The sequence below is a fragment of the Pantoea sp. SORGH_AS_0659 genome, from assembly GCF_031453915.1.
Lineage (GTDB): Bacteria > Pseudomonadota > Gammaproteobacteria > Enterobacterales > Enterobacteriaceae > Pantoea > Pantoea leporis.
The window spans coordinates 1745490-1762739 of the sequence record NZ_JAVJAK010000001.1 but is presented as its reverse complement, the minus strand read 5'-3'; the positions used below and the strand labels follow the sequence as shown (position 1 = coordinate 1762739).

The 17250-nt window shown below is 55.4% G+C and carries 21 protein-coding genes and 1 pseudogene; 14 read left to right on the top strand and 8 right to left on the bottom strand.

From position 1 onward, the window contains the following. Nucleotides 1-48: 48 nt before the first annotated feature. From fliD to fliT, 3 genes are read left to right on the top strand one after another with little or no spacing between them, the layout of a single operon-like run. Nucleotides 49-1473, top strand: coding sequence for a flagellar filament capping protein FliD (gene fliD / locus Q3H59_RS08225; RefSeq protein WP_309834203.1), 1425 nt, complete (start codon nt 49-51; stop codon nt 1471-1473). 12 nt (nt 1474-1485) lie between these two features. After that, complete coding sequence (gene fliS, locus Q3H59_RS08220; protein ID WP_309834201.1) at nt 1486-1893, top strand: flagellar export chaperone FliS; 408 nt, start codon at nt 1486-1488, stop codon at nt 1891-1893. Further along, nucleotides 1893-2246 carry a flagella biosynthesis regulatory protein FliT gene (gene fliT / locus Q3H59_RS08215; protein WP_049852573.1) on the top strand — a complete coding sequence of 118 codons (354 nt, stop codon included), beginning with the start codon at nt 1893-1895 and terminating at the stop codon, nt 2244-2246. The genes fliS and fliT overlap by 1 nt, the downstream gene beginning before the upstream one ends. 128 nt (nt 2247-2374) lie before the next feature. On the opposite strand, the gene yedD is transcribed toward fliT, so the two are convergent. Continuing rightward, nucleotides 2375-2842 (bottom strand): lipoprotein YedD, encoded by a 468-nt coding sequence (gene yedD, locus Q3H59_RS08210; RefSeq protein WP_137386035.1) that lies wholly within the window; start codon nt 2840-2842, stop codon nt 2375-2377. An 81-nt stretch (nt 2843-2923) separates the two neighbouring features. Here yedD and Q3H59_RS08205 point away from each other — a divergent pair. From Q3H59_RS08205 to Q3H59_RS08190, 4 genes and pseudogenes are all read left to right on the top strand, one after another. Next, nucleotides 2924-3115: pseudogene (locus tag Q3H59_RS08205) on the top strand (hypothetical protein); the annotation flags it as partial. Between the two features lie 52 nt (nt 3116-3167). Then, on the top strand, nt 3168-4583 hold the full coding sequence (locus tag Q3H59_RS08200) for a methyl-accepting chemotaxis protein (protein WP_309834198.1): 1416 nt from the start codon (nt 3168-3170) through the stop codon (nt 4581-4583). A gap of 8 nt (nt 4584-4591) precedes the next feature. Then, nucleotides 4592-5884, top strand: coding sequence for a sugar ABC transporter substrate-binding protein (locus tag Q3H59_RS08195; protein WP_277973749.1), 1293 nt, complete (start codon nt 4592-4594; stop codon nt 5882-5884). 154 nt (nt 5885-6038) lie between these two features. After that, nucleotides 6039-6362 (top strand): DUF6388 family protein, encoded by a 324-nt coding sequence (locus Q3H59_RS08190; RefSeq protein WP_101764036.1) that lies wholly within the window; start codon nt 6039-6041, stop codon nt 6360-6362. 197 nt (nt 6363-6559) lie between these two features. Here Q3H59_RS08190 and iraP read toward each other — a convergent pair whose 3' ends face one another. Then, entirely contained in the window at nt 6560-6853 is a 294-nt protein-coding gene (gene iraP / locus Q3H59_RS08185) for an anti-adapter protein IraP (RefSeq protein ID WP_061717593.1), read from the bottom strand. Between the two features lie 63 nt (nt 6854-6916). Between iraP and Q3H59_RS08180 the strand changes: the two genes are divergently transcribed. Next, nucleotides 6917-7156 (top strand): DinI-like family protein, encoded by a 240-nt coding sequence (locus Q3H59_RS08180; RefSeq protein ID WP_101764035.1) that lies wholly within the window; start codon nt 6917-6919, stop codon nt 7154-7156. 20 nt (nt 7157-7176) lie between these two features. On the opposite strand, the gene Q3H59_RS08175 is transcribed toward Q3H59_RS08180, so the two are convergent. The 4 genes from Q3H59_RS08175 to Q3H59_RS08160 all read right to left on the bottom strand — a co-directional run bounded on the left by Q3H59_RS08175 (nt 7177) and on the right by Q3H59_RS08160 (nt 8894). Further along, on the bottom strand, nt 7177-7443 hold the full coding sequence (locus Q3H59_RS08175) for a hypothetical protein (protein WP_101764034.1): 267 nt from the start codon (nt 7441-7443) through the stop codon (nt 7177-7179). 156 nt (nt 7444-7599) lie between these two features. After that, the gene (locus tag Q3H59_RS08170; RefSeq protein WP_309834188.1) at nt 7600-8112 is read right to left on the bottom strand and encodes a hypothetical protein; all 513 of its coding nucleotides are present in this window, start codon (nt 8110-8112) and stop codon (nt 7600-7602) included. Between the two features lie 82 nt (nt 8113-8194). After that, complete coding sequence (locus Q3H59_RS08165; protein WP_192233531.1) at nt 8195-8524, bottom strand: hypothetical protein; 330 nt, start codon at nt 8522-8524, stop codon at nt 8195-8197. Beyond that, nucleotides 8505-8894 carry a hypothetical protein gene (locus Q3H59_RS08160; protein ID WP_007891426.1) on the bottom strand — a complete coding sequence of 130 codons (390 nt, stop codon included), beginning with the start codon at nt 8892-8894 and terminating at the stop codon, nt 8505-8507. Before Q3H59_RS08160 ends, Q3H59_RS08165 begins: the two co-directional genes overlap by 20 nt. A 144-nt stretch (nt 8895-9038) precedes the next feature. On the opposite strand from Q3H59_RS08160, the gene Q3H59_RS08155 reads away from it, so the two are divergent. Together Q3H59_RS08155 and Q3H59_RS08150 are read left to right on the top strand one after the other, a co-directional pair. Continuing rightward, nucleotides 9039-9686 carry a S24 family peptidase gene (locus Q3H59_RS08155; RefSeq protein ID WP_309834183.1) on the top strand — a complete coding sequence of 216 codons (648 nt, stop codon included), beginning with the start codon at nt 9039-9041 and terminating at the stop codon, nt 9684-9686. A 120-nt stretch (nt 9687-9806) separates the two neighbouring features. Beyond that, on the top strand, nt 9807-11018 hold the full coding sequence (locus tag Q3H59_RS08150) for a diguanylate phosphodiesterase (protein ID WP_137386039.1): 1212 nt from the start codon (nt 9807-9809) through the stop codon (nt 11016-11018). Between the two features lie 31 nt (nt 11019-11049). Here the strand turns inward: Q3H59_RS08150 and Q3H59_RS08145 are convergent, their stop codons facing one another. Together Q3H59_RS08145 and fliE are read right to left on the bottom strand one after the other, a co-directional pair. Beyond that, nucleotides 11050-11757, bottom strand: coding sequence for a YnfC family lipoprotein (locus tag Q3H59_RS08145; protein WP_309834181.1), 708 nt, complete (start codon nt 11755-11757; stop codon nt 11050-11052). Nucleotides 11758-11885: 128 nt separating this feature from the next. Then, nucleotides 11886-12197: a flagellar hook-basal body complex protein FliE gene (fliE, locus tag Q3H59_RS08140; RefSeq protein WP_008105389.1), complete on the bottom strand. Its 312-nt coding sequence runs from the start codon at nt 12195-12197 to the stop codon at nt 11886-11888. A 258-nt stretch (nt 12198-12455) separates the two neighbouring features. On the opposite strand from fliE, the gene fliF reads away from it, so the two are divergent. From fliF to fliI, 4 genes are read left to right on the top strand one after another with little or no spacing between them, the layout of a single operon-like run. Next, on the top strand, nt 12456-14186 hold the full coding sequence (gene fliF / locus Q3H59_RS08135; protein ID WP_192411595.1) for a flagellar basal-body MS-ring/collar protein FliF: 1731 nt from the start codon (nt 12456-12458) through the stop codon (nt 14184-14186). Further along, nucleotides 14183-15175, top strand: coding sequence for a flagellar motor switch protein FliG (gene fliG / locus Q3H59_RS08130; RefSeq protein WP_101763955.1), 993 nt, complete (start codon nt 14183-14185; stop codon nt 15173-15175). The genes fliF and fliG overlap by 4 nt, the downstream gene beginning before the upstream one ends. Continuing rightward, entirely contained in the window at nt 15168-15869 is a 702-nt protein-coding gene (fliH, locus tag Q3H59_RS08125; RefSeq protein ID WP_309834175.1) for a flagellar assembly protein FliH, read from the top strand. The genes fliG and fliH overlap by 8 nt, the downstream gene beginning before the upstream one ends. After that, entirely contained in the window at nt 15869-17233 is a 1365-nt protein-coding gene (fliI, locus tag Q3H59_RS08120) for a flagellar protein export ATPase FliI (protein WP_008105395.1), read from the top strand. Before fliH ends, fliI begins: the two co-directional genes overlap by 1 nt. Nucleotides 17234-17250: the final 17 nt, after the last annotated feature.

The following is a 17250-nucleotide window of genomic DNA, read 5'->3' as shown; positions in this document are numbered from 1 at the left end:
CCGATAACCGCGGTATCACTTTCCGTGTCGACATGAAAAGGAAACAACATGGCTAGTATCTCTACCCTCGGTGTCGGTTCAGGCCTCGACTTAAGCACGATTCTGGATAATTTAACCACGGCAGAAAAAGCGTCACTCAAACCCATTACCACTCAGCAGAGTGCCTATACTGCCAAACTGAGCGCTTACGGTACGTTATCCAGCGCACTTACCGCCTTTCAAACCGCTAATACCGCGTTGAATAGTGCAGATCTGTTTAGCGCCACTACAGCAACAAGCACCAGCTCTACCGCTTTTAGCGCGACGACCTCAGCCGGCGCCATCCCGGGTAAGTACAACATTAGCGTTACGCAACTGGCGCAGGCACAAACCCTAACCTCCGGTATTCAAACCAGCAATACCACGGCGCTGGGTAGTTCTGATGCCAGCCGCACCTTGTCGATCAAATTGGCGGACGGTACTAGCAAAGACATCACGCTGACCAGCGATCAAACCTCTCTGACCGGAATGCGTGATGCAATTAACGGCGCCGGTGCGGGCGTAAGCGCCAGCATCATTAAAGTCGCTGATGGTGAATACCGTCTTTCACTCACCGCGTCGAAAACCGGTGAAGCGAATGCGGTCTCCTCGGTCACCGTGACTGGCGATGACACTTTGCAAGGCATTGTCGGTTTTGATGCCACGAAAAGTGATGCCGACAACCCACTCGACCTCAGCATCAAAGCTCAAGATGCTGAATTAACCGTGAATAACGTGGCCATCACCAGCAGCACCAACACCATCAGTGATGCGCTGGAAGGAATCACGTTGAATCTGAGTGATGTCACCAGTGGTAATCAATCGCTGACCATCACGCAGGATAGCTCTAAGGCCTCTACCGCGATTTCCAACTTTGTTGATGCCTATAACAACCTGCTTGATCAGTTCAACGCGCTGACCAAATACACTGCGGTGGATACCGGTTCAGATGCGCAAGATTCCAGCAATGGTGCTCTGCTCGGTGATAGTACTCTGCGCAGCATTCAGACTCAGATTAAAAGTCTGCTGACCAACAATACGAGTTCATCAACGTATAAAACGCTGGCACAGATTGGCGTGACGTCGGATCCCACCACCGGCGAATTAACGTTGGATGCCGATAAGTTAAAAACGGAGCTCACCAAAGATCCTACGGGCATTAAAGAGATGATTGTGGGTGACGGTAAAACCACCGGCATTACCACTAAGCTGGCGACAAACCTGACCAGCTGGCTGTCATCAACCGGCAGCATTCAGTCGGCGAAAGATGGTGTTAGTAAAACGCTGAATACCCTGACTGAGCAGTACAACAGCACCAATACGCGCATCAATAACCTGATTGCGCGTTACAAAGCACAGTTTACGCAACTCGACGTCACCATGAATTCGCTGAACAGCACCAGCGATTACCTGACACAGCAGTTCGAGAATATGACGTCAAGCAGTTCAAAATAATTAGGAGTGACCATGTACAGCGCTAATGGCACACAAGCCTACGCAAAAATCGGGGTGGAGAGCTCAGTGATGAGCGCCAATCAACATCAGCTGGTTACGCTGCTGTTTGACGGTGCGATCAGCGCACTGGTCCGCGCCCGCCTGTTTATGCAGGACAACAATATCCAGGGAAAAGGTAACTCGATTTCCAAGGCCATTAACATCATCGAGGGCGGACTCAAGCAGGGCCTCGATGAGCAATCAGGCGATGACCTTACAGACAACCTATTAGGGCTCTATTCCTATATGGTTCGCCGTCTGGTTCAGGCTAATCTGCGTAATGATGTCGAAGCCCTCGAAGAAGTTGAAGGTCTTCTGCGCAATATCGCTGATGCCTGGAAAGAAGTCGTACAACCTCAACACCTTCAGGACGCCGTTTAATGAATATTGCACCGCCACTGATTACCGTTTACCAACAGTTACTCGACCTCAGCCACGGAATGCTGCGTTTGGCAGCAGACGGCGAATGGGATGATTTGATTACCAAGGAAGTGGACTATGTCAGTGCGGTGCAAAGACTGGCGCAAACAACCGAAGCCGCCGCACCGTCGCGCCAGCTGCAAGAGCAGCTGCGTCCGGTGTTACGCCATATTCTCGATAATGAGAGCGAAGTGAAACGTCTGTTGCAGTTGCGTATGGACGAATTGACGCAGCTGGTGGGCCAGTCATCGATGCAGAAATCGGTGATGAGCGCGTATGGTAAGCAAGGTAGCGTGTATTTGCCGCAGGGTTAGATTTAGGACTCTGCGCGCTGATGCCCTCACCCCGGCCCTCTCCCACAGGGAGAGGGAGATGCTGCAATATGCCAGATGGGCTCGATCGGTTCCCTCTCCCACTGGGAGAGGGTTAGGGTGAGGGAAAGCTACTTCTGCGTCGCCGTTGAAACCGGGCGCATAATCTCTGGCTCGATATTCTGAATCACCGCCTCATTCGGACGCTTCGCCACTTCTTCCAGCGCCTGCTGGCACTCAACGGTTGGGCGATCCACTTTACGCAGTCTCAATCCATCGTAACGCAGCTCACCGTTCTCCAGCACCAGCGGCATCACGCGCACCTGACGCGTCACATTAACCCAGTCATCGCCCAGACGCGTTAATTTGCCCGGTTTGGCAATCACGCGCTGCCACTGACGGCAATCCAGCGTGTCGCCTTCGGCACCAATAATCAGGCTGCCCATCGCTTGCTTACTGATCAGCTTGCTTTGCGGCCCCACGGTTTGCCAGTTGCCCTGCAGCTCCAGCGGTGCCGGGGTTTTCACCGCCTGGTCATAATTGCTGATCTGCGCACAGCCACTCAGCGCCAGCGCGGCCACTATCATCCACTTTTTCATTCTCGGTCCCTACACTCGCATCAATGGCGGCTACGTTATAATTTTTCCCGCAGGTTGCGCAAGGTATCTGCTGCGCGCCACATGATTTTCCTCAAGCTGCTCACTTCTGCGCCGATAACTCTTCTGGAGTTAAAAGTGCCTGTAAAAACAATAATGACCGATTACACACTCACCTTCGTTACGGAGAATCCCGTTATGCGATTGACCCTTCGCGCGCGTCTGACATCGATTGTTGGCCTGCTGTGCATTTTACTGATTGTTGCCGCCATCTGGGGAATCATCGGCCTGCGCGCCGCCGACCAACGGGCGCAAAACGCCTATCAGAATGAGCTGTTACCGCTGCAATATTCATCCCCGCCTGTACCGCATGGTGCAGGAACAATCCGCGACCCTGTTCGATGCCCTGCGCTACTGGACCGACAGCAGCGAAGTGGAAAAACGTCTGGCGCGCATCGCGCAGTACGGCGAGCAGATAGCCAAAGACCGCCAAACCTGGCAGCAGCTGTCGTTTGATGCGCAAACCAAACCGCTTAGCCAGAAATTCATCAGCCATCTCGATGGCTGGCAAACCGCGCTGAAAGATGCCGGTGAACTGCTAAAGGGCGGCAACCCGTCCGGCGCGCTGGTGGTGATTGAAACCCGCCTACGCAGCGGCAGTCAGCTGCTGCAACAGGACATCGATCAGCTTGATGCGTTAATGCGCCAGCATGCGGAACTCACCTATCAGCAGAGCAATAGCGATTACCAGCTGGCGCGTAACAGCCTGATTATCATTTTGCTGGTCGGGCTGAGCGTGGCGCTGGTGTTCGGCTGGCTGCTGATCCGCTCGATCAACCGCTCGATTGCTCAGGCGCGCGAGCTGGCCGAATCGATTGCGGCCGGTGAACTGAACCACGATATTGGCAGCGTTTCACGCGATGAGATGGGCGAACTGATGCAGTCGCTGCTGCGCATGGATGTACGTCTGGCGGAGATCGTGCGCGACGTGGGCGAAAGCGCCACTGCGCTGAGTGATGCGGCGCGTCAGATGGCCGATGGCAATGACGATCTCTCTGAACGCACCCATTCGCAGGCCAGCTCGCTGGAACAGACCGCCGCCAGCATGGAGCAGATGACCGCCACGGTGAAACACAACGCCGATAACGCTGCACAGGCCAACGAACTGGCCACCGACGTGCGTCATCAGGCCGAACGTGGCAGCAGCGTGCTGCGTGATGCGGTCAGCGCGATGGAGGAGATCGAATCTTCCAGCAAGCGCATCGCGGATATCAACCGGGTGATCGATGAGATCGCCTTCCAGACCAACCTGCTGGCGCTCAACGCAGCGGTTGAAGCGGCACGCGCCGGTGAACAGGGACGCGGCTTTGCCGTGGTGGCGTCCGAAGTGCGTCAGCTGGCGCAGCGGTCCGCCGGGGCCGCCCACGAGATCAAAGCGTTAATCGATGCCAGCGTGGGTAAAGTGGAAGCCGGCAGTGCGCTGGTGCAGCGTTCCGGCGCAATGCTCAATGACATCAATCAGGGCGTGGCGCGCGTGGTGGACATTGTCGGTGAAATTGCCGTGGCCAGCCGCCAGCAATCCAGCGGCATTGAGCAGGTCAACACCGCAGTGATTCAGATGGATGGCGCGACGCAGCAGAACGCCTCGCTGGTGCAGGAAGCCAGCGCCGCCAGCCAGACCGTTAGCGAACATGCCGGATTGCTGGTGGAGAAGATGGCCTTCTTCCGCCTGCAACAGCGCTAAGGAGCGAGATGATGCGTAAACTTCTCGCTATGTTGCTAGCCACGCCGCTGCTGAGCCACGCCGCGACCACGCTGAATATTGCCACCATCGCTAACGGCGATATGACCATCATGCAGCAGCTCGCCACGCGCTACGAACAGGAGCATCCTGACGTCAAACTGCAATGGCATGTGATGGACGATGGCGCGCTGCGTCAGGCTGTGTTGTCGGCGATGAATAGCGGCCAGGCGCAGTTCGATGTCATCACCGTCGGCACCTATGAAGCGCCGCTGTGGGGTGAAAAAGGCTGGCTGGCGCCGCTCAATAAGCTGCCCGCCGATTACGACAGCCAGGATCTCATCGCGCCAGTGCGCAAAGCGCTGTCGTTTCAGCAAACGCTTTACGCCCTGCCGTTCTACGGTGAAAGTAGCATGACCTACTACCGCAAAGATCTGTTTGCGCAAAAAGGGTTAACCATGCCCGATAATCCCGACTGGACCGATATCAAAAACTTCGCCGCCAAACTCACCGACCCGCAGAAAGGCATTTACGGTCTGTGCCTGCGTGGCCAGCCAGGCTGGGGCGATAACGTGGCGTTCATGACCACCATGGCGAATGCCTATGGCGCGCAGTGGTTCGATGAAACCTGGCAGCCGACGCTCAACTCGCCGGAGTGGCGCGAAGCGCTGGGTGATTATTTGCAGGTAGTGAAGCAGGATGGACCGCCGGATACGGTGAAAAACAGTTTCGGCCAGATTCTGCGCCTGACCGCGCAAGGTAAATGCGCGATGTGGATCGACAGTACGGTGGCAGCCGGTTTGCTAGTGAATCCGCAGATCTCATTAGTCGCCGATAAGCTGGCCTTTGCGCCTGCACCGGGCGGCATAACGCGTAACGGCTCCAATTGGTTATGGTCGTGGGCGCTGGCGGTACCGGCGAATACGCCGAATCGCGAGGCGGCGATTGCCTTTATTAGCTGGGCGACGTCAAAACAGTATATCCAGCAAGTGGCCGATACCGTCGGCTGGGGGGCGGTACCGCCGGGCAGCCGCAATTCGACGTATCAGCAGGCGAGCTATCAGCGCCTGGCGCCGTATGCCGCGCAGGTGCGTGCGGCGATTGATTCGGCCACCGTCGAGCAGCCGACGCTCAATCCGGTGCCTTATCAGGGCGTGCAGTACGTGAGTATTCCCGGGTTTGATCAGATGGGTAACGCCGTCGGGCAGAATCTGGCGGATATGCTGAGCGGTAAACTGACGCTGGATGAAACGCTGGCAAAGAACCAACAAGATGTGACGCGGATTTATCAGCAGATGCATTGATAGGCTGTGATCACAAGTTGCACATACCGTAGCGGCGCGCTTTATCGCGCAGTAAATTGCGCCGCTACGATGCCCATGTTCTGTAAGATCGGAAACTGACAAGGCCACATGCGCGCGTTACACTAGCGCGCAAGTTGATACGCAGGAACACCGAATGAAAACCCCAGAAGAGTATTACGCTCAGGCGCGCACGATGTTTTTCGCCGCTCACCCCGATTTCCAGTCTGCACTGGATGAACTCACCGAAAGCGATGCCCGCCAGGCGAACCTGTCATTAGCGCAGTTACGCGACTGGCATGCAGAACGTATTTATGCCGCTTTTTTGCGTCAGAAGAAGCTGGATGGCATGCTGTTTTCCATTCAACTCGCGGAACCCGATAAAGCCGTTGCCGCGGATGCCATTGAAAAGTATCTGAAATCTCACGCGGAAGCCTTAGGCATGACGTGGGAAGAGTTCTGCATCAAAAACGAGTTGTAATCGGCCACGCACTGTAACGGCATCAAAGATACATCGCCAACCACACAAAATGTTCAGGAAAAAGTTGTACAAGTTGAGAAAACTTGTATAACTTACTCATCACGACGTCAGTCGTAGATTGTCCTTGAACGAATGGTGCTGTTGCACCGCCTCTGGAAGTGTTGCTGGATTTCCACTTCCAGAGGTAATATTTTTTCTTACCCTTCCCGCTCAATCCCTTTTACTTCGATATAACTTGCCACCGCCAGCAGACGATTGACGTGGGTCAGCAGCAGATCAACATCGGACTGTAAAAATTCCTGCGATGCGCGCGAAGCGGTAACAATCGCCTCCTGCACCGTATCGGAAATAGTCAACGAGTTATTTTCTTTCGCCTGAATCAGCAGCGCGGCAATCAATAACGACTGCGCCTCTACCTGCGCCACCAGCTCTTTTGCTTCCACATCCATTTTTGCCATTTTCAATAAGATATCGATAACCAGTTGGCGCATATTTACCCCTGTTTTTATTTACAGTACTATATCGCACCCGATCCAATGAATGGAACGACCCTGATGTTTGTGGAGTTGATTTACGATAAGCGTAACGTGGCCGGATTACCGGGTGCACGCGAGATGATTTTGCAGGAGTTGGAAAAGCGTGTACAGCGCGTCTTTCCCGATATTGAGGTGCGCGTCAAACCGATGGAGCGTAACGCGATAGATACTGATATGAGTAAGAACGATAAAGCGACAGTTGCGCGGATTGTTGAAGAGATGTTCGATGAGGCAGAAATGTGGCTGGTGGCCGATTAGGCCACCAGTACGATAAACGCTTAGCTTTCCTGCTCAGCATGGTTGATGGCGATTTCGAGATCCTGAATCGCCTCATCAATGTCATCCAGCAGCTTACCCTGTTTGTTCAGCAAGGTGTCGAAGCGTCCCGCGTATTCGGTGTCTTTGTACTCACCCGCATCAAACGCCAGCCAGTGGGCAGACAGCGTCTCAGTGTTGGTCTGCGCGTAGTGGCGCATCTCTTTAAGCTGGGAGGTGACATCACGCAAGTATTCAGTTTTGGTTTTTACAGTTTCTGTATCACTCATGCTATCTTCCTTTTCGCTTAATAAGACGATTTAAATAACGCTTGAATGATTAAAGGTAGTGCAAAATATCGAAGCTGCCTTAGGAATAATCGGAAGTGACTAAAACCTGTTAGTAAACAGGGGACATCCCGGTCCCCGATGCTGAGTCGTCAGGCATTACAGATACTTCCTCGCCAGATCAATCAACTCACCCTTCGCGGCATCGCCCAGTTTGATTACGCCCTGCTCGACAAAGCTAAACGCTCTGACGAAATCCTTCACGCCTTCTGAGAACGCCTGAGTTCCGTCGTGGCTCTGCGCCGTTGCGGCGGCTGGCGGCGCATCGGCTGCAGCGGGAGCAGCGACTTCCGGTTCGCTGGGCGGCGCAACCTCGGCTGGCGCAGGCGTTACCGCCTCAGGCGCGGCAGTGGCCGCCACCTGCGCGGGTGCAGCGATTATCGCCTCGGGTGCCGCAACCGGTGGAACTTCAGCCGGTGCCGCTGCCGCTGCCGCTGCCGCTACCACTGTGGGCGCAACTTCAGGTGCTGCTTCTGCTATTACAGCAGGCGTCGCTTCAGGTGCTACGGTCGCCGTCGGTGCAGCAACGGGCGTGGCGACTTCGTTGGCGAAATCTTCCGCTGGTGACGATGCGATGGTGCTGGCTGGATTGATGACAGTTTGATCGCTCATAATGCTCTCCTTCATACTGAATAAAGATCGCAGTCGGGCAAGACGGGCTGCAATCCACGGGGTAATTCGCATGATGCCCTCCTTAACGCTTGGGTTGAGGTGGCGACTTATCTCCTTCTGCCGGTTTCCCTTTGTCAGCCGGATTGCTGACCGGGTGCTTCACTGTTCCATCAAGCTTGTTCTGTAGCGCCACCAGCTGGCTGGTGAGTTCCGCCACGCGTGCTTCACGCCGTTCCGATATGGTTCGATATTGCTGTCGAATCTCTTCAACACGCTGATTGGCGCTGTTACTGACGAAAAGGAATAGCACCGTCATCGCCACGCACATCAACGACAACATCAGCAAAAAGCCGCCGAAGAACAGTTGGCGCCGATGGTTTTTCACTACGTACTCACTGTTTATCTGCATCATCACGACTCTCCTCCAGAGTGGTAATCAGTTGGTTAACCTGGCTGCGAAACTTATCGCTGTGCTCGGCTTCCGTGGTGGCCAGCAAAATGCTCAGGGCGTTTTTTATCAGCCGCAGATCGGTTTCCAGCGAAGAGATACGCCGCAGGTTTTTGTCATGTCGGATGCGCAATTCATCGTTTTCCTGGCGCATCAAGGCGTGACCTTCTTTGAGCAGCATCACCTGTTCTTTGTAACTGGTGATGATCTCCCCACCGGCACGATTGCTGGTGACGATAGCGGCGATACCCGCCATTAACGGTTTCCAGAACACAGCTGCTGCGCCGCCGCCGAGAAGCAACGCACCTACGCTGGTGACTAAACTACTTTCCATGCTTCACCTCTCACCCCTGGCAAGGGATGTGCCCCATAAGCACGCTGACCACCCTTGCCAGCTTCGCGGTCAACGCCTGAATTTAAGTTTACTTTAAATTATGAATTTAAGTATACTTAAGTCGTTCCTTCAGGAGATGTCAAGATGATGAAAAAAGAATCTTCCGGTGAGCGCATCCGGGCACGACGTAAAGCTCTACAGTTGACGCAGCAGGCGCTGGCCAAAAGTATTGGGGTGTCGCATGTGGCTGTATCGCAGTGGGAAAAAGAGGAAACCGTACCGCGTGGCGAGAATTTGCTGCGGCTCGCGCAGTGGCTGCAATGCACGGCGGCATGGATTATCGACGGGGATGGCGAAGTGTTTGCCACCCACGCCAAAGCCGCACCGGTTGCGGCGGTGCCATTGATTAGCCTGGCGCAAGCGTCAGCGTGGTTGAGCGAAGAACGGTTGTTGCTCAAACAGCAGGCTGCGCACTTTCTCTACAGCGAGAGTCAGTTGGGCGATGGCGCGCTGGCGGTCACGATAGACGATCAGGCGATGCAGCCCGATTACCAGCCCGGTGACAAAGTGATCTTTGATCCTGACGTTCAGCCGCAGCCGGGCGATGTGGTGCTGGCGCTGGTGGATGGCGTGGCACGAGTGCGGATTTATCGCCTGCAAACGCAACAGCAGGATGAGCAGATCTTCACATTGCGCGCGTTGAATGATGATTTTCCGCAGCTGCATTCGGCGGAATCGGCGCTAGAAATTATCGGCACGCTGATGGAGTTGCGACGTTACCGAAGCGGCTAGCCGCTTCGCTTAAGCTGTTATAATAAAAAAAGTTTAGCCTGATCGCGGTAAGCTATGGACAGACCCCGCGGTAAGGCTGCTAATCTAGCCGCAAAATAATAAATTATCCGGACAATCTCGATGCTCACCACAATTATTTACCGCAGCCATCTGCACGATCACGTGCCAATCAAAACGCTCGAAGATATGGTTGCTAAAGCCAATAGCAAAAACAAAAACTTCGACGTTACTGGCATCCTGCTGTTCGACGGCCTGCACTTCTTCCAGTTGCTGGAAGGACCGCGTGAGTCCGTTCAGGGCATATACAAGCGTATTTGTCAGGACGCACGCCACCATAATCTGGTGGAGTTAATGCACGACTTCGCGCCTGAACGCCGTTTTGGCAAAGTCGGCATGGAGCTGTTCGATCTGCGCGAGCATGACAAGGACAATGTGCTGCAAGCTGTGCTGGATAAAGGCACCTCGCGTTATCAGCTCACCTACAACGATCGCGCGCTGCAGTTTTTGCGTACCTTCGTGGTGGCGCGCGACAAAGAGAACTACTTCGAGATCCCGCCAGCCAATACCTGGGAATTTGTTCCGGATATTGAATGGCAGAACGATCTGGAGGGTATCGATCAGAGCCTGCAGGATTGCCGCTTTGCTTTTCAACCCATCATCGATCCCTTCGCGCGCCGCGTCACTTCGTTTGAAGCGCTGATCCGCACGCCAAACGGTGGCTCACCCGATGAGTATTTCTCCGCGTTTGGCGGCGAAGCGATTTATCACGCGGATATCAAATCGAAACGTCTGGCCTTTCGCGTGGCGAACAAACTGGGCATTGGCGAGCATCGTCTGTCGATCAACCTGCTGCCGATGTCACTGGTGACGGTGCCAAACGCGGTGGAATTCCTGCTTACTGAGATCAACGCCAGCGGGCTGGTGCCGCAACAGGTGATTGTCGAAGTGACCGAAAATGAGATCATTTCGCGCTCAGATGAATTTGCTGCCGAAGTGAGAAAGTTGAAAGCGGCGGGTATCAGCCTTGCGCTGGACGATTTTGGTGCCGGTTTTGCTGGCTTGTCGCTGTTATCAAAATTCCAGCCGGACAAAATCAAAATCGATCGCGAGCTGATCCGCGATGTGCATAAAAGCGGACCGAAGCAGGCGATCATGCACGCCATTATTAAGTGCTGCGCATCGCTGGAGATTGCGGTGATCGCCGAAGGTGTCGAGCAAGCTGAAGAGTGGATGTGGCTGGAAGCCGCAGGCATTAGCCAGTTCCAGGGTTTCCTGTTTGCTTATCCGCTGCTGAATGGATTCCCGGCTGTGGCGTGGCCGGAGATTAAATAGTGTTGGTCGCCATGCATGGCGACCCCACCAATCAGTAATACGTTACCTCAATATTGCCATACTGCTTATCAATCACGTTGCCTGCCGCGTCAACGCTAATAATGTCGCAATAATAGGGAACATCGTGTTTGTATTTGCAGACATTGCTGACGGTTTTAATTTGGTCATTTCGCTTCACCGTGGTGACCACGTCAGAGATCTTTTTCTTATCTTCTGCTCGCACCGCGGTAGCACGCGACACTTCCGTTCCGGCCTGGGTAATACTCAATACCGCCATTTCACCGGCGCTGTTATAAGCGAGATGAAACGCGGCATCGGAGGCGGGCGATGAGATCTGCTCTACCAAACCCTGTTTGTTATAGGCAATATCCACGGTCATGGTCGGCGTGACTTTCTTCACCATGGCGCAGTTCTTATCCAGCGTCACCACCACGTCCTGACCGTTTTCACTGCCTTTTAATTGGTCGCCATCGCGCGTGACATCAATCACTTCGGCCTGTTTGCGCACCGATTTCACGTGCGTCGGACAGCCGTTGCGGTCAAAATCTACATTCACTTCGAAGATCTGCTGGCCGTCGGCGGTAAACAGCGTTTGATGGGTCGTTTTGACGTTGCCGGGCAGCGCTTCGAATTGATACAGATAGGCAAAGTTTTTCATTTGCGGGTAGTAAGTCGCGTCATCCTTGTCACATCCCGTGAGCAGGACAATAGCGATTAAAAACAGCAGGGTTTTCTTCACGTGAGAATCCTCTTCTCAAAATAAGGCAGCGCGTTTGGCGGTGTACTCACTGTGATGCAGCAACCTTCCCGCCTGATATAACACCATTACCGCGCTGGACTATACCCGAAAGAAATACCCGAAAGAAACTAAACCTGCATACTCATAATATCGGTATACGCCGACACCAGTTTGTTACGCACCTGCACGCCCATCTGCATGGAAATAGAGGATTTTTGCAGATCGACCATCACATCATTTAACTGGATGCCCGGTTTACCCATTTCGAAATCCTGCGCCTGAGCGCGGGCCGTTGTCTGGGTTTCGCTGATCTTGTCGAGTGCTGCTTTCATGGTAGCACTGAAATCGACCTGATTAGTGGACTCCGCTTGCTTACCGCTGGCCTGCAGAGACGTCATCTGTAGCTGCTGCAGCACACCCTCAATCGCCTGAATTGACATTGCCTGACCCCTAATGAAGAAGTGATTAAATTTTCACGATGAGAAAGTTAACACACTGTCAATAGGACAAAGGCGCTAAATGACCGCAAAAAACCCGGCTTATCCACCCATCGATGTCGCGGCTTTCAACAAATAATGCCTGCCATTAAGTGGAATTTAATTTTTCTCCTCTCCCGATTTTAGGGGAGAAGTCTTCAGGGAGTACGTTTTGTCACCACAACACCACACCCGATCAATAATGTCAGGCAGGAATCGGTCATGAATGCGAGTGCAGCCGCTACACAGGATACAGCTAAGAAAGGCTTCAATGACCTTCTCGCCCGCCTGCGCGCCAACCCGCGTATTCCCTTAATTATCGCTGCTGCTGCGGTTATCGCGGTGGTGTTTGCGTTGGTGCTGTGGGCAAAAGCGCCAGACTATCGCGTGCTTTATAACAACCTCTCCGATGAGGATGGTGGCGCGATCGTCACGCAGCTGACGCAAATGAACATCCCTTACCAGTTCGCCGATAACGGTGGAGCACTGATGGTGCCCGCCGATAAAGTGCATGAGCTGCGTCTGCGTCTGGCACAACAAGGCTTGCCGAAAGGCGGCAACGTTGGCTTCGAACTGATGGACAAAGAGAAGTTCGGGATCAGCCAGTTCAGCGAGCAGATCAACTATCAGCGTGCGCTGGAAGGTGAACTGTCGCGCACCATCGAAACGCTCGGTCCGGTGAAGAGCGTACGCGTGCATCTGGCAATGCCGAAACCGACCTTGTTCGTGCGTGAGCAGAAAGCCCCTTCCGCCTCGGTGACGCTTAACCTGCAGCCAGGCCGCGCCTTAGATGAAGGCCAGATTCAGGCCATTCAGCATATGGTCTCCAGCAGCGTGGCCGGTTTACCGCCGGGCAACGTTACCGTTGTCGATCAGGCCGGTCGTCTGTTGACCCGCTCTGACAGCGAAGGTCGCGACCTGAATGACGCGCAACTGAAATATGCGTCTGAAGTGGAAGCGCGCTTCCAGCAGCGTATCGAAGCGATCCTCAATCCGATTGTCGGTCAGGGCAATGTGCATGCGCAGGTGACGGCGCAGATCAACTTCGACCGCAGCGAGCAGACCGACGAGAAATACCAGCCGAACGCCAATCCTAACAACAGCGCGGTGCGTTCACGCCAGACCAGCAACTCCGAACAGAATGGCAGCCCGTATCCAGGCGGCGTGCCGGGTGCATTGTCGAATCAGCCTGCGCCAGCCAATACCGCGCCGGTGACCAATCCGCCAACGAATAACAACAATAATGCCAACGGCCAAAACGCCAACGCGCAAACCGCCAATGCGCAGAATAACGGCAGCACCACCAGCACCGCACAGCCTTCTGGCCCGAGCAGCTCAACGCGCAACGACACGGTGAACTACGAGCTGGACCGCACCATTCGTCATACCAAGCTGAACGTCGGCGATGTGCAGCGCCTGTCGGTTGCCGTGGTGGTGAACTACCGCGACGACGGTAAAGGCAAAGCGGTGGCGCTCAACGAGCAGCAGATCAAGCAGATTGAAGATTTAACCCGTGAAGCGATGGGCTATTCACAAACCCGTGGCGACAGCGTCAACGTGGTGAACTCTCAGTTCAACATGACCGAGCCAAGCGGTGGCGACCTGCCATTCTGGCAGCAGCAATCGTTCTTCGATCAGCTGATGACTGCCGGTCGCTGGCTGCTGGTGGCGTTGGTTGGCTTCATCCTCTATCGCAAGCTGGTTCGTCCACAGCTGATGCGTAAGAAAGAGCAGGAGAAGGCAGCGGCTGAAGCGCTGGCGGCACGCTCTGCGGCCATGGAAGAAGAAGAAGCCTTTAACGTTCAGCTCAGCAAAGACGAGCTGGATCAGGAGCGTAAATCTACTAACCGCATGAGCGCCGAGGTGATGAGCCAGCGTATCCGCGACATGTCTGAAAACGATCCGCGCGTCGTCGCGCTGGTTATCCGCGAATGGATGAGTAAAGAACTATGAGTCTGACCGGTACAGAAAAAAGCGCCATTCTGATGATGACTATCGGCGAAGAGCGCGCGGCGGAGGTGTTCAAACACCTTAACCAGCGTGAAGTTCAGCACCTGAGTGGTGCCATGGCCAACATGCGCCAGGTTTCACATAAACAGCTGACCGAAGTGCTGCGCGAGTTCGAAGCCGATGCCGAACAGTTTGCGGCGCTGAGCCTCAACTCCAACGATTATCTGCGTTCGGTGCTGATCAAAGCGTTGGGCGAGGAGCGAGCTTCAAGCCTGCTGGAAGATATTCTCGAGAAAAACGAGACCACCAGCGGCATGGAAACGCTCAACTTCATGGAGCCACAGGCGGCCGCCGACCTTATTCGCGACGAGCATCCGCAGATTATCGCCACCATCCTTGTCCACCTCAAACGTGGTCAGGCGGCGGATATTCTGGCGCTGTTCGACGAGCGTCTGCGTCACGATGTGATGCTGCGTATCGCCACCTTCGGCGGTGTCCAGCCGGCGGCGCTGGCGGAGTTGACCGAAGTACTGAATGGCCTGCTCGACGGCACCAACCTCAAGCGCGCGAAGATGGGCGGCGTGAGAACCGCGGCAGAAATTATCAACCTGATGAAAACCCAGCAGGAAGAAGCGGTTATCGAAGCAGTACGCGACTTCGATGGCGAGCTGGCACAGAAGATCATCGACGAGATGTTCCTGTTCGAAAACCTGGTGGAAGTGGACGACCGCAGCATCCAGCGTCTGTTGCAGGAAGTGGAATCCGAGCAGTTGCTGGTGGCATTGAAGGGTGCCGAACAGCCGCTGCGCGAGAAGTTCCTCAAGAACATGTCCGCCCGTGCGGCCGATATCCTGCGCGACGATCTGGCCAACCGTGGTCCGGTACGTATGTCGGCGGTGGAGAACGAGCAGAAGGCCATTCTTCTGGTGGTGCGCCGCTTAGCAGAATCCGGCGAGATGGTGATTGGTGGTGGCGAGGAAACCTATGTCTGATGCCTTTTCCGCCCGCGCGTGGCAGCGCTGGCAGCCTGATGATTTAGGCAGCCCGTTCGGTGCCGAACCGGAACTTCAGTTAGAGGAGCCGGAGATCGATGTCGAACTGAGCGCCGAAGCGGAACAGCAGCAACAGCTGGAACGCATGCAGCAGCAGATGCGCAAAGATGCGCAGACGCAAGGCTACAGCGAAGGCTATCAGAAAGGTTTCGCCGAAGCGCAACAGAACGGGTATGACGCCGGTTTCCAGCAAGGCTTAGCCGATGCGCAGCAGCAGCAAGCGCCGCTACAGGCACGTATGCAGCAGCTGGTGACCGAGTTCCATCACACGCTCGAAGCACTCGACAGCGTAATCGCTTCACGTCTGATGCAGCTGGCGCTGGAAGCCGCGCGCACGGTGATTGGCCAGGCCACGCAGGTGGACGGCACCGCCCTGCTGCGTCAAATCCAGCAGCTGATTCAGCAGGAACCGATGTTCAGCGGCAAACCGCAGCTGCGCGTCCATCCGGACGATCTGCAGCGCATCGAGCAGACGCTGGGTCCAACGCTCGATCTGCACGGCTGGCGCTTGCTGGCCGACAGCACGCTGCATCCTGGCGGCTGTAAGCTTAGCGCCGAAGATGGCGACCTTGATGCGAGCGTGGCAACACGCTGGCAGGAGCTGTGCCGCCTGGCCGCTCCGGGGACACTGTAATGACCTCCTCACGCCTTTCACGCTGGCTCGGCGCGCTCGACGCCTTCGAAGAACGCATTTCGCAGGTACAAACCGTGCGTCGTTATGGTCGCCTGACGCGCGCCACCGGCTTAGTGCTGGAAGCCACCGGCCTGCAGCTGCCGCTCGGTGCTACCTGCATTATTGAACGTACCGATGGCAGCAAGATCACTGAAGTTGAAAGTGAAGTGGTCGGCTTCAACGGCCAGAAACTGCTGATGATGCCGCTGGAAGAAGTCGACGGTATTTTGCCGGGCGCACGCGTTTATGCGCGCGTCAGTGGCGACAGCGGCCACAGCGGTAAACAGATGCTGCTGGGCCCGGAGTTATTGGGTCGCGTACTGGACGGCAGCGGCAAACCCCTCGACGGTTTACCTGCGCCAGAAACCGGCTATCGCGCCCCGCTGATCACCGCGCCATTCAACCCGCTGCAACGTACGCCGATTGAAGATGTGCTGGATACCGGCGTGCGCGCCATCAATGCTCTGCTCACCGTGGGTCGCGGTCAACGTATGGGCCTGTTCGCCGGTTCCGGCGTCGGTAAAAGCGTGCTGCTCGGCATGATGGCGCGCTACACCAAAGCCGACGTGATCGTGGTGGGGTTGATTGGTGAACGTGGTCGTGAAGTTAAAGAGTTCATTGAAAATATTCTCGGAGCCGAAGGCCGTGCGCGTTCGGTGGTGATCGCCGCGCCGGCGGATGTCTCGCCGCTGCTGCGTATGCAGGGTGCCGCCTACGCCACGCGTATTGCTGAAGATTTCCGCGATCGCGGCCAGCATGTGCTGCTGATTATGGATTCCCTCACCCGCTACGCCATGGCGCAACGTGAAATCGCACTGGCCATCGGTGAGCCGCCGGCGACCAAAGGTTATCCGCCTTCGGTGTTCGCCAAACTGCCCGCGCTGGTGGAACGCGCCGGTAACGGTACGCACGGCGGCGGTTCAATCACCGCCTTTTATACCGTGCTGACCGAAGGCGACGATCAGCAAGACCCGATTGCCGACTCGGCGCGTGCCATTCTCGACGGCCACATCGTGCTGTCGCGCCGTCTGGCGGAAGCCGGTCACTATCCGGCGATTGATATCGAAGCGTCAATCAGCCGCGCCATGACCTCATTAATTGATGAGACGCACTACGCGCGCGTGCGTCAGTTTAAACAGTTGCTCTCCAGCTTCCAGCGTAACCGCGATCTGGTGAGTGTGGGGGCGTATGCCGCAGGCAGCGATCCGATGCTGGACCGCGCCATCAAGCTCTATCCCGAGATGGAAGCCTTCCTGCATCAGGGCATTTTCGAACGCAGCGATTACGACGATGCCTGTTTGCATCTGCAGGCGATGTTCGGTTAACGCCAAACGAGGTTAAG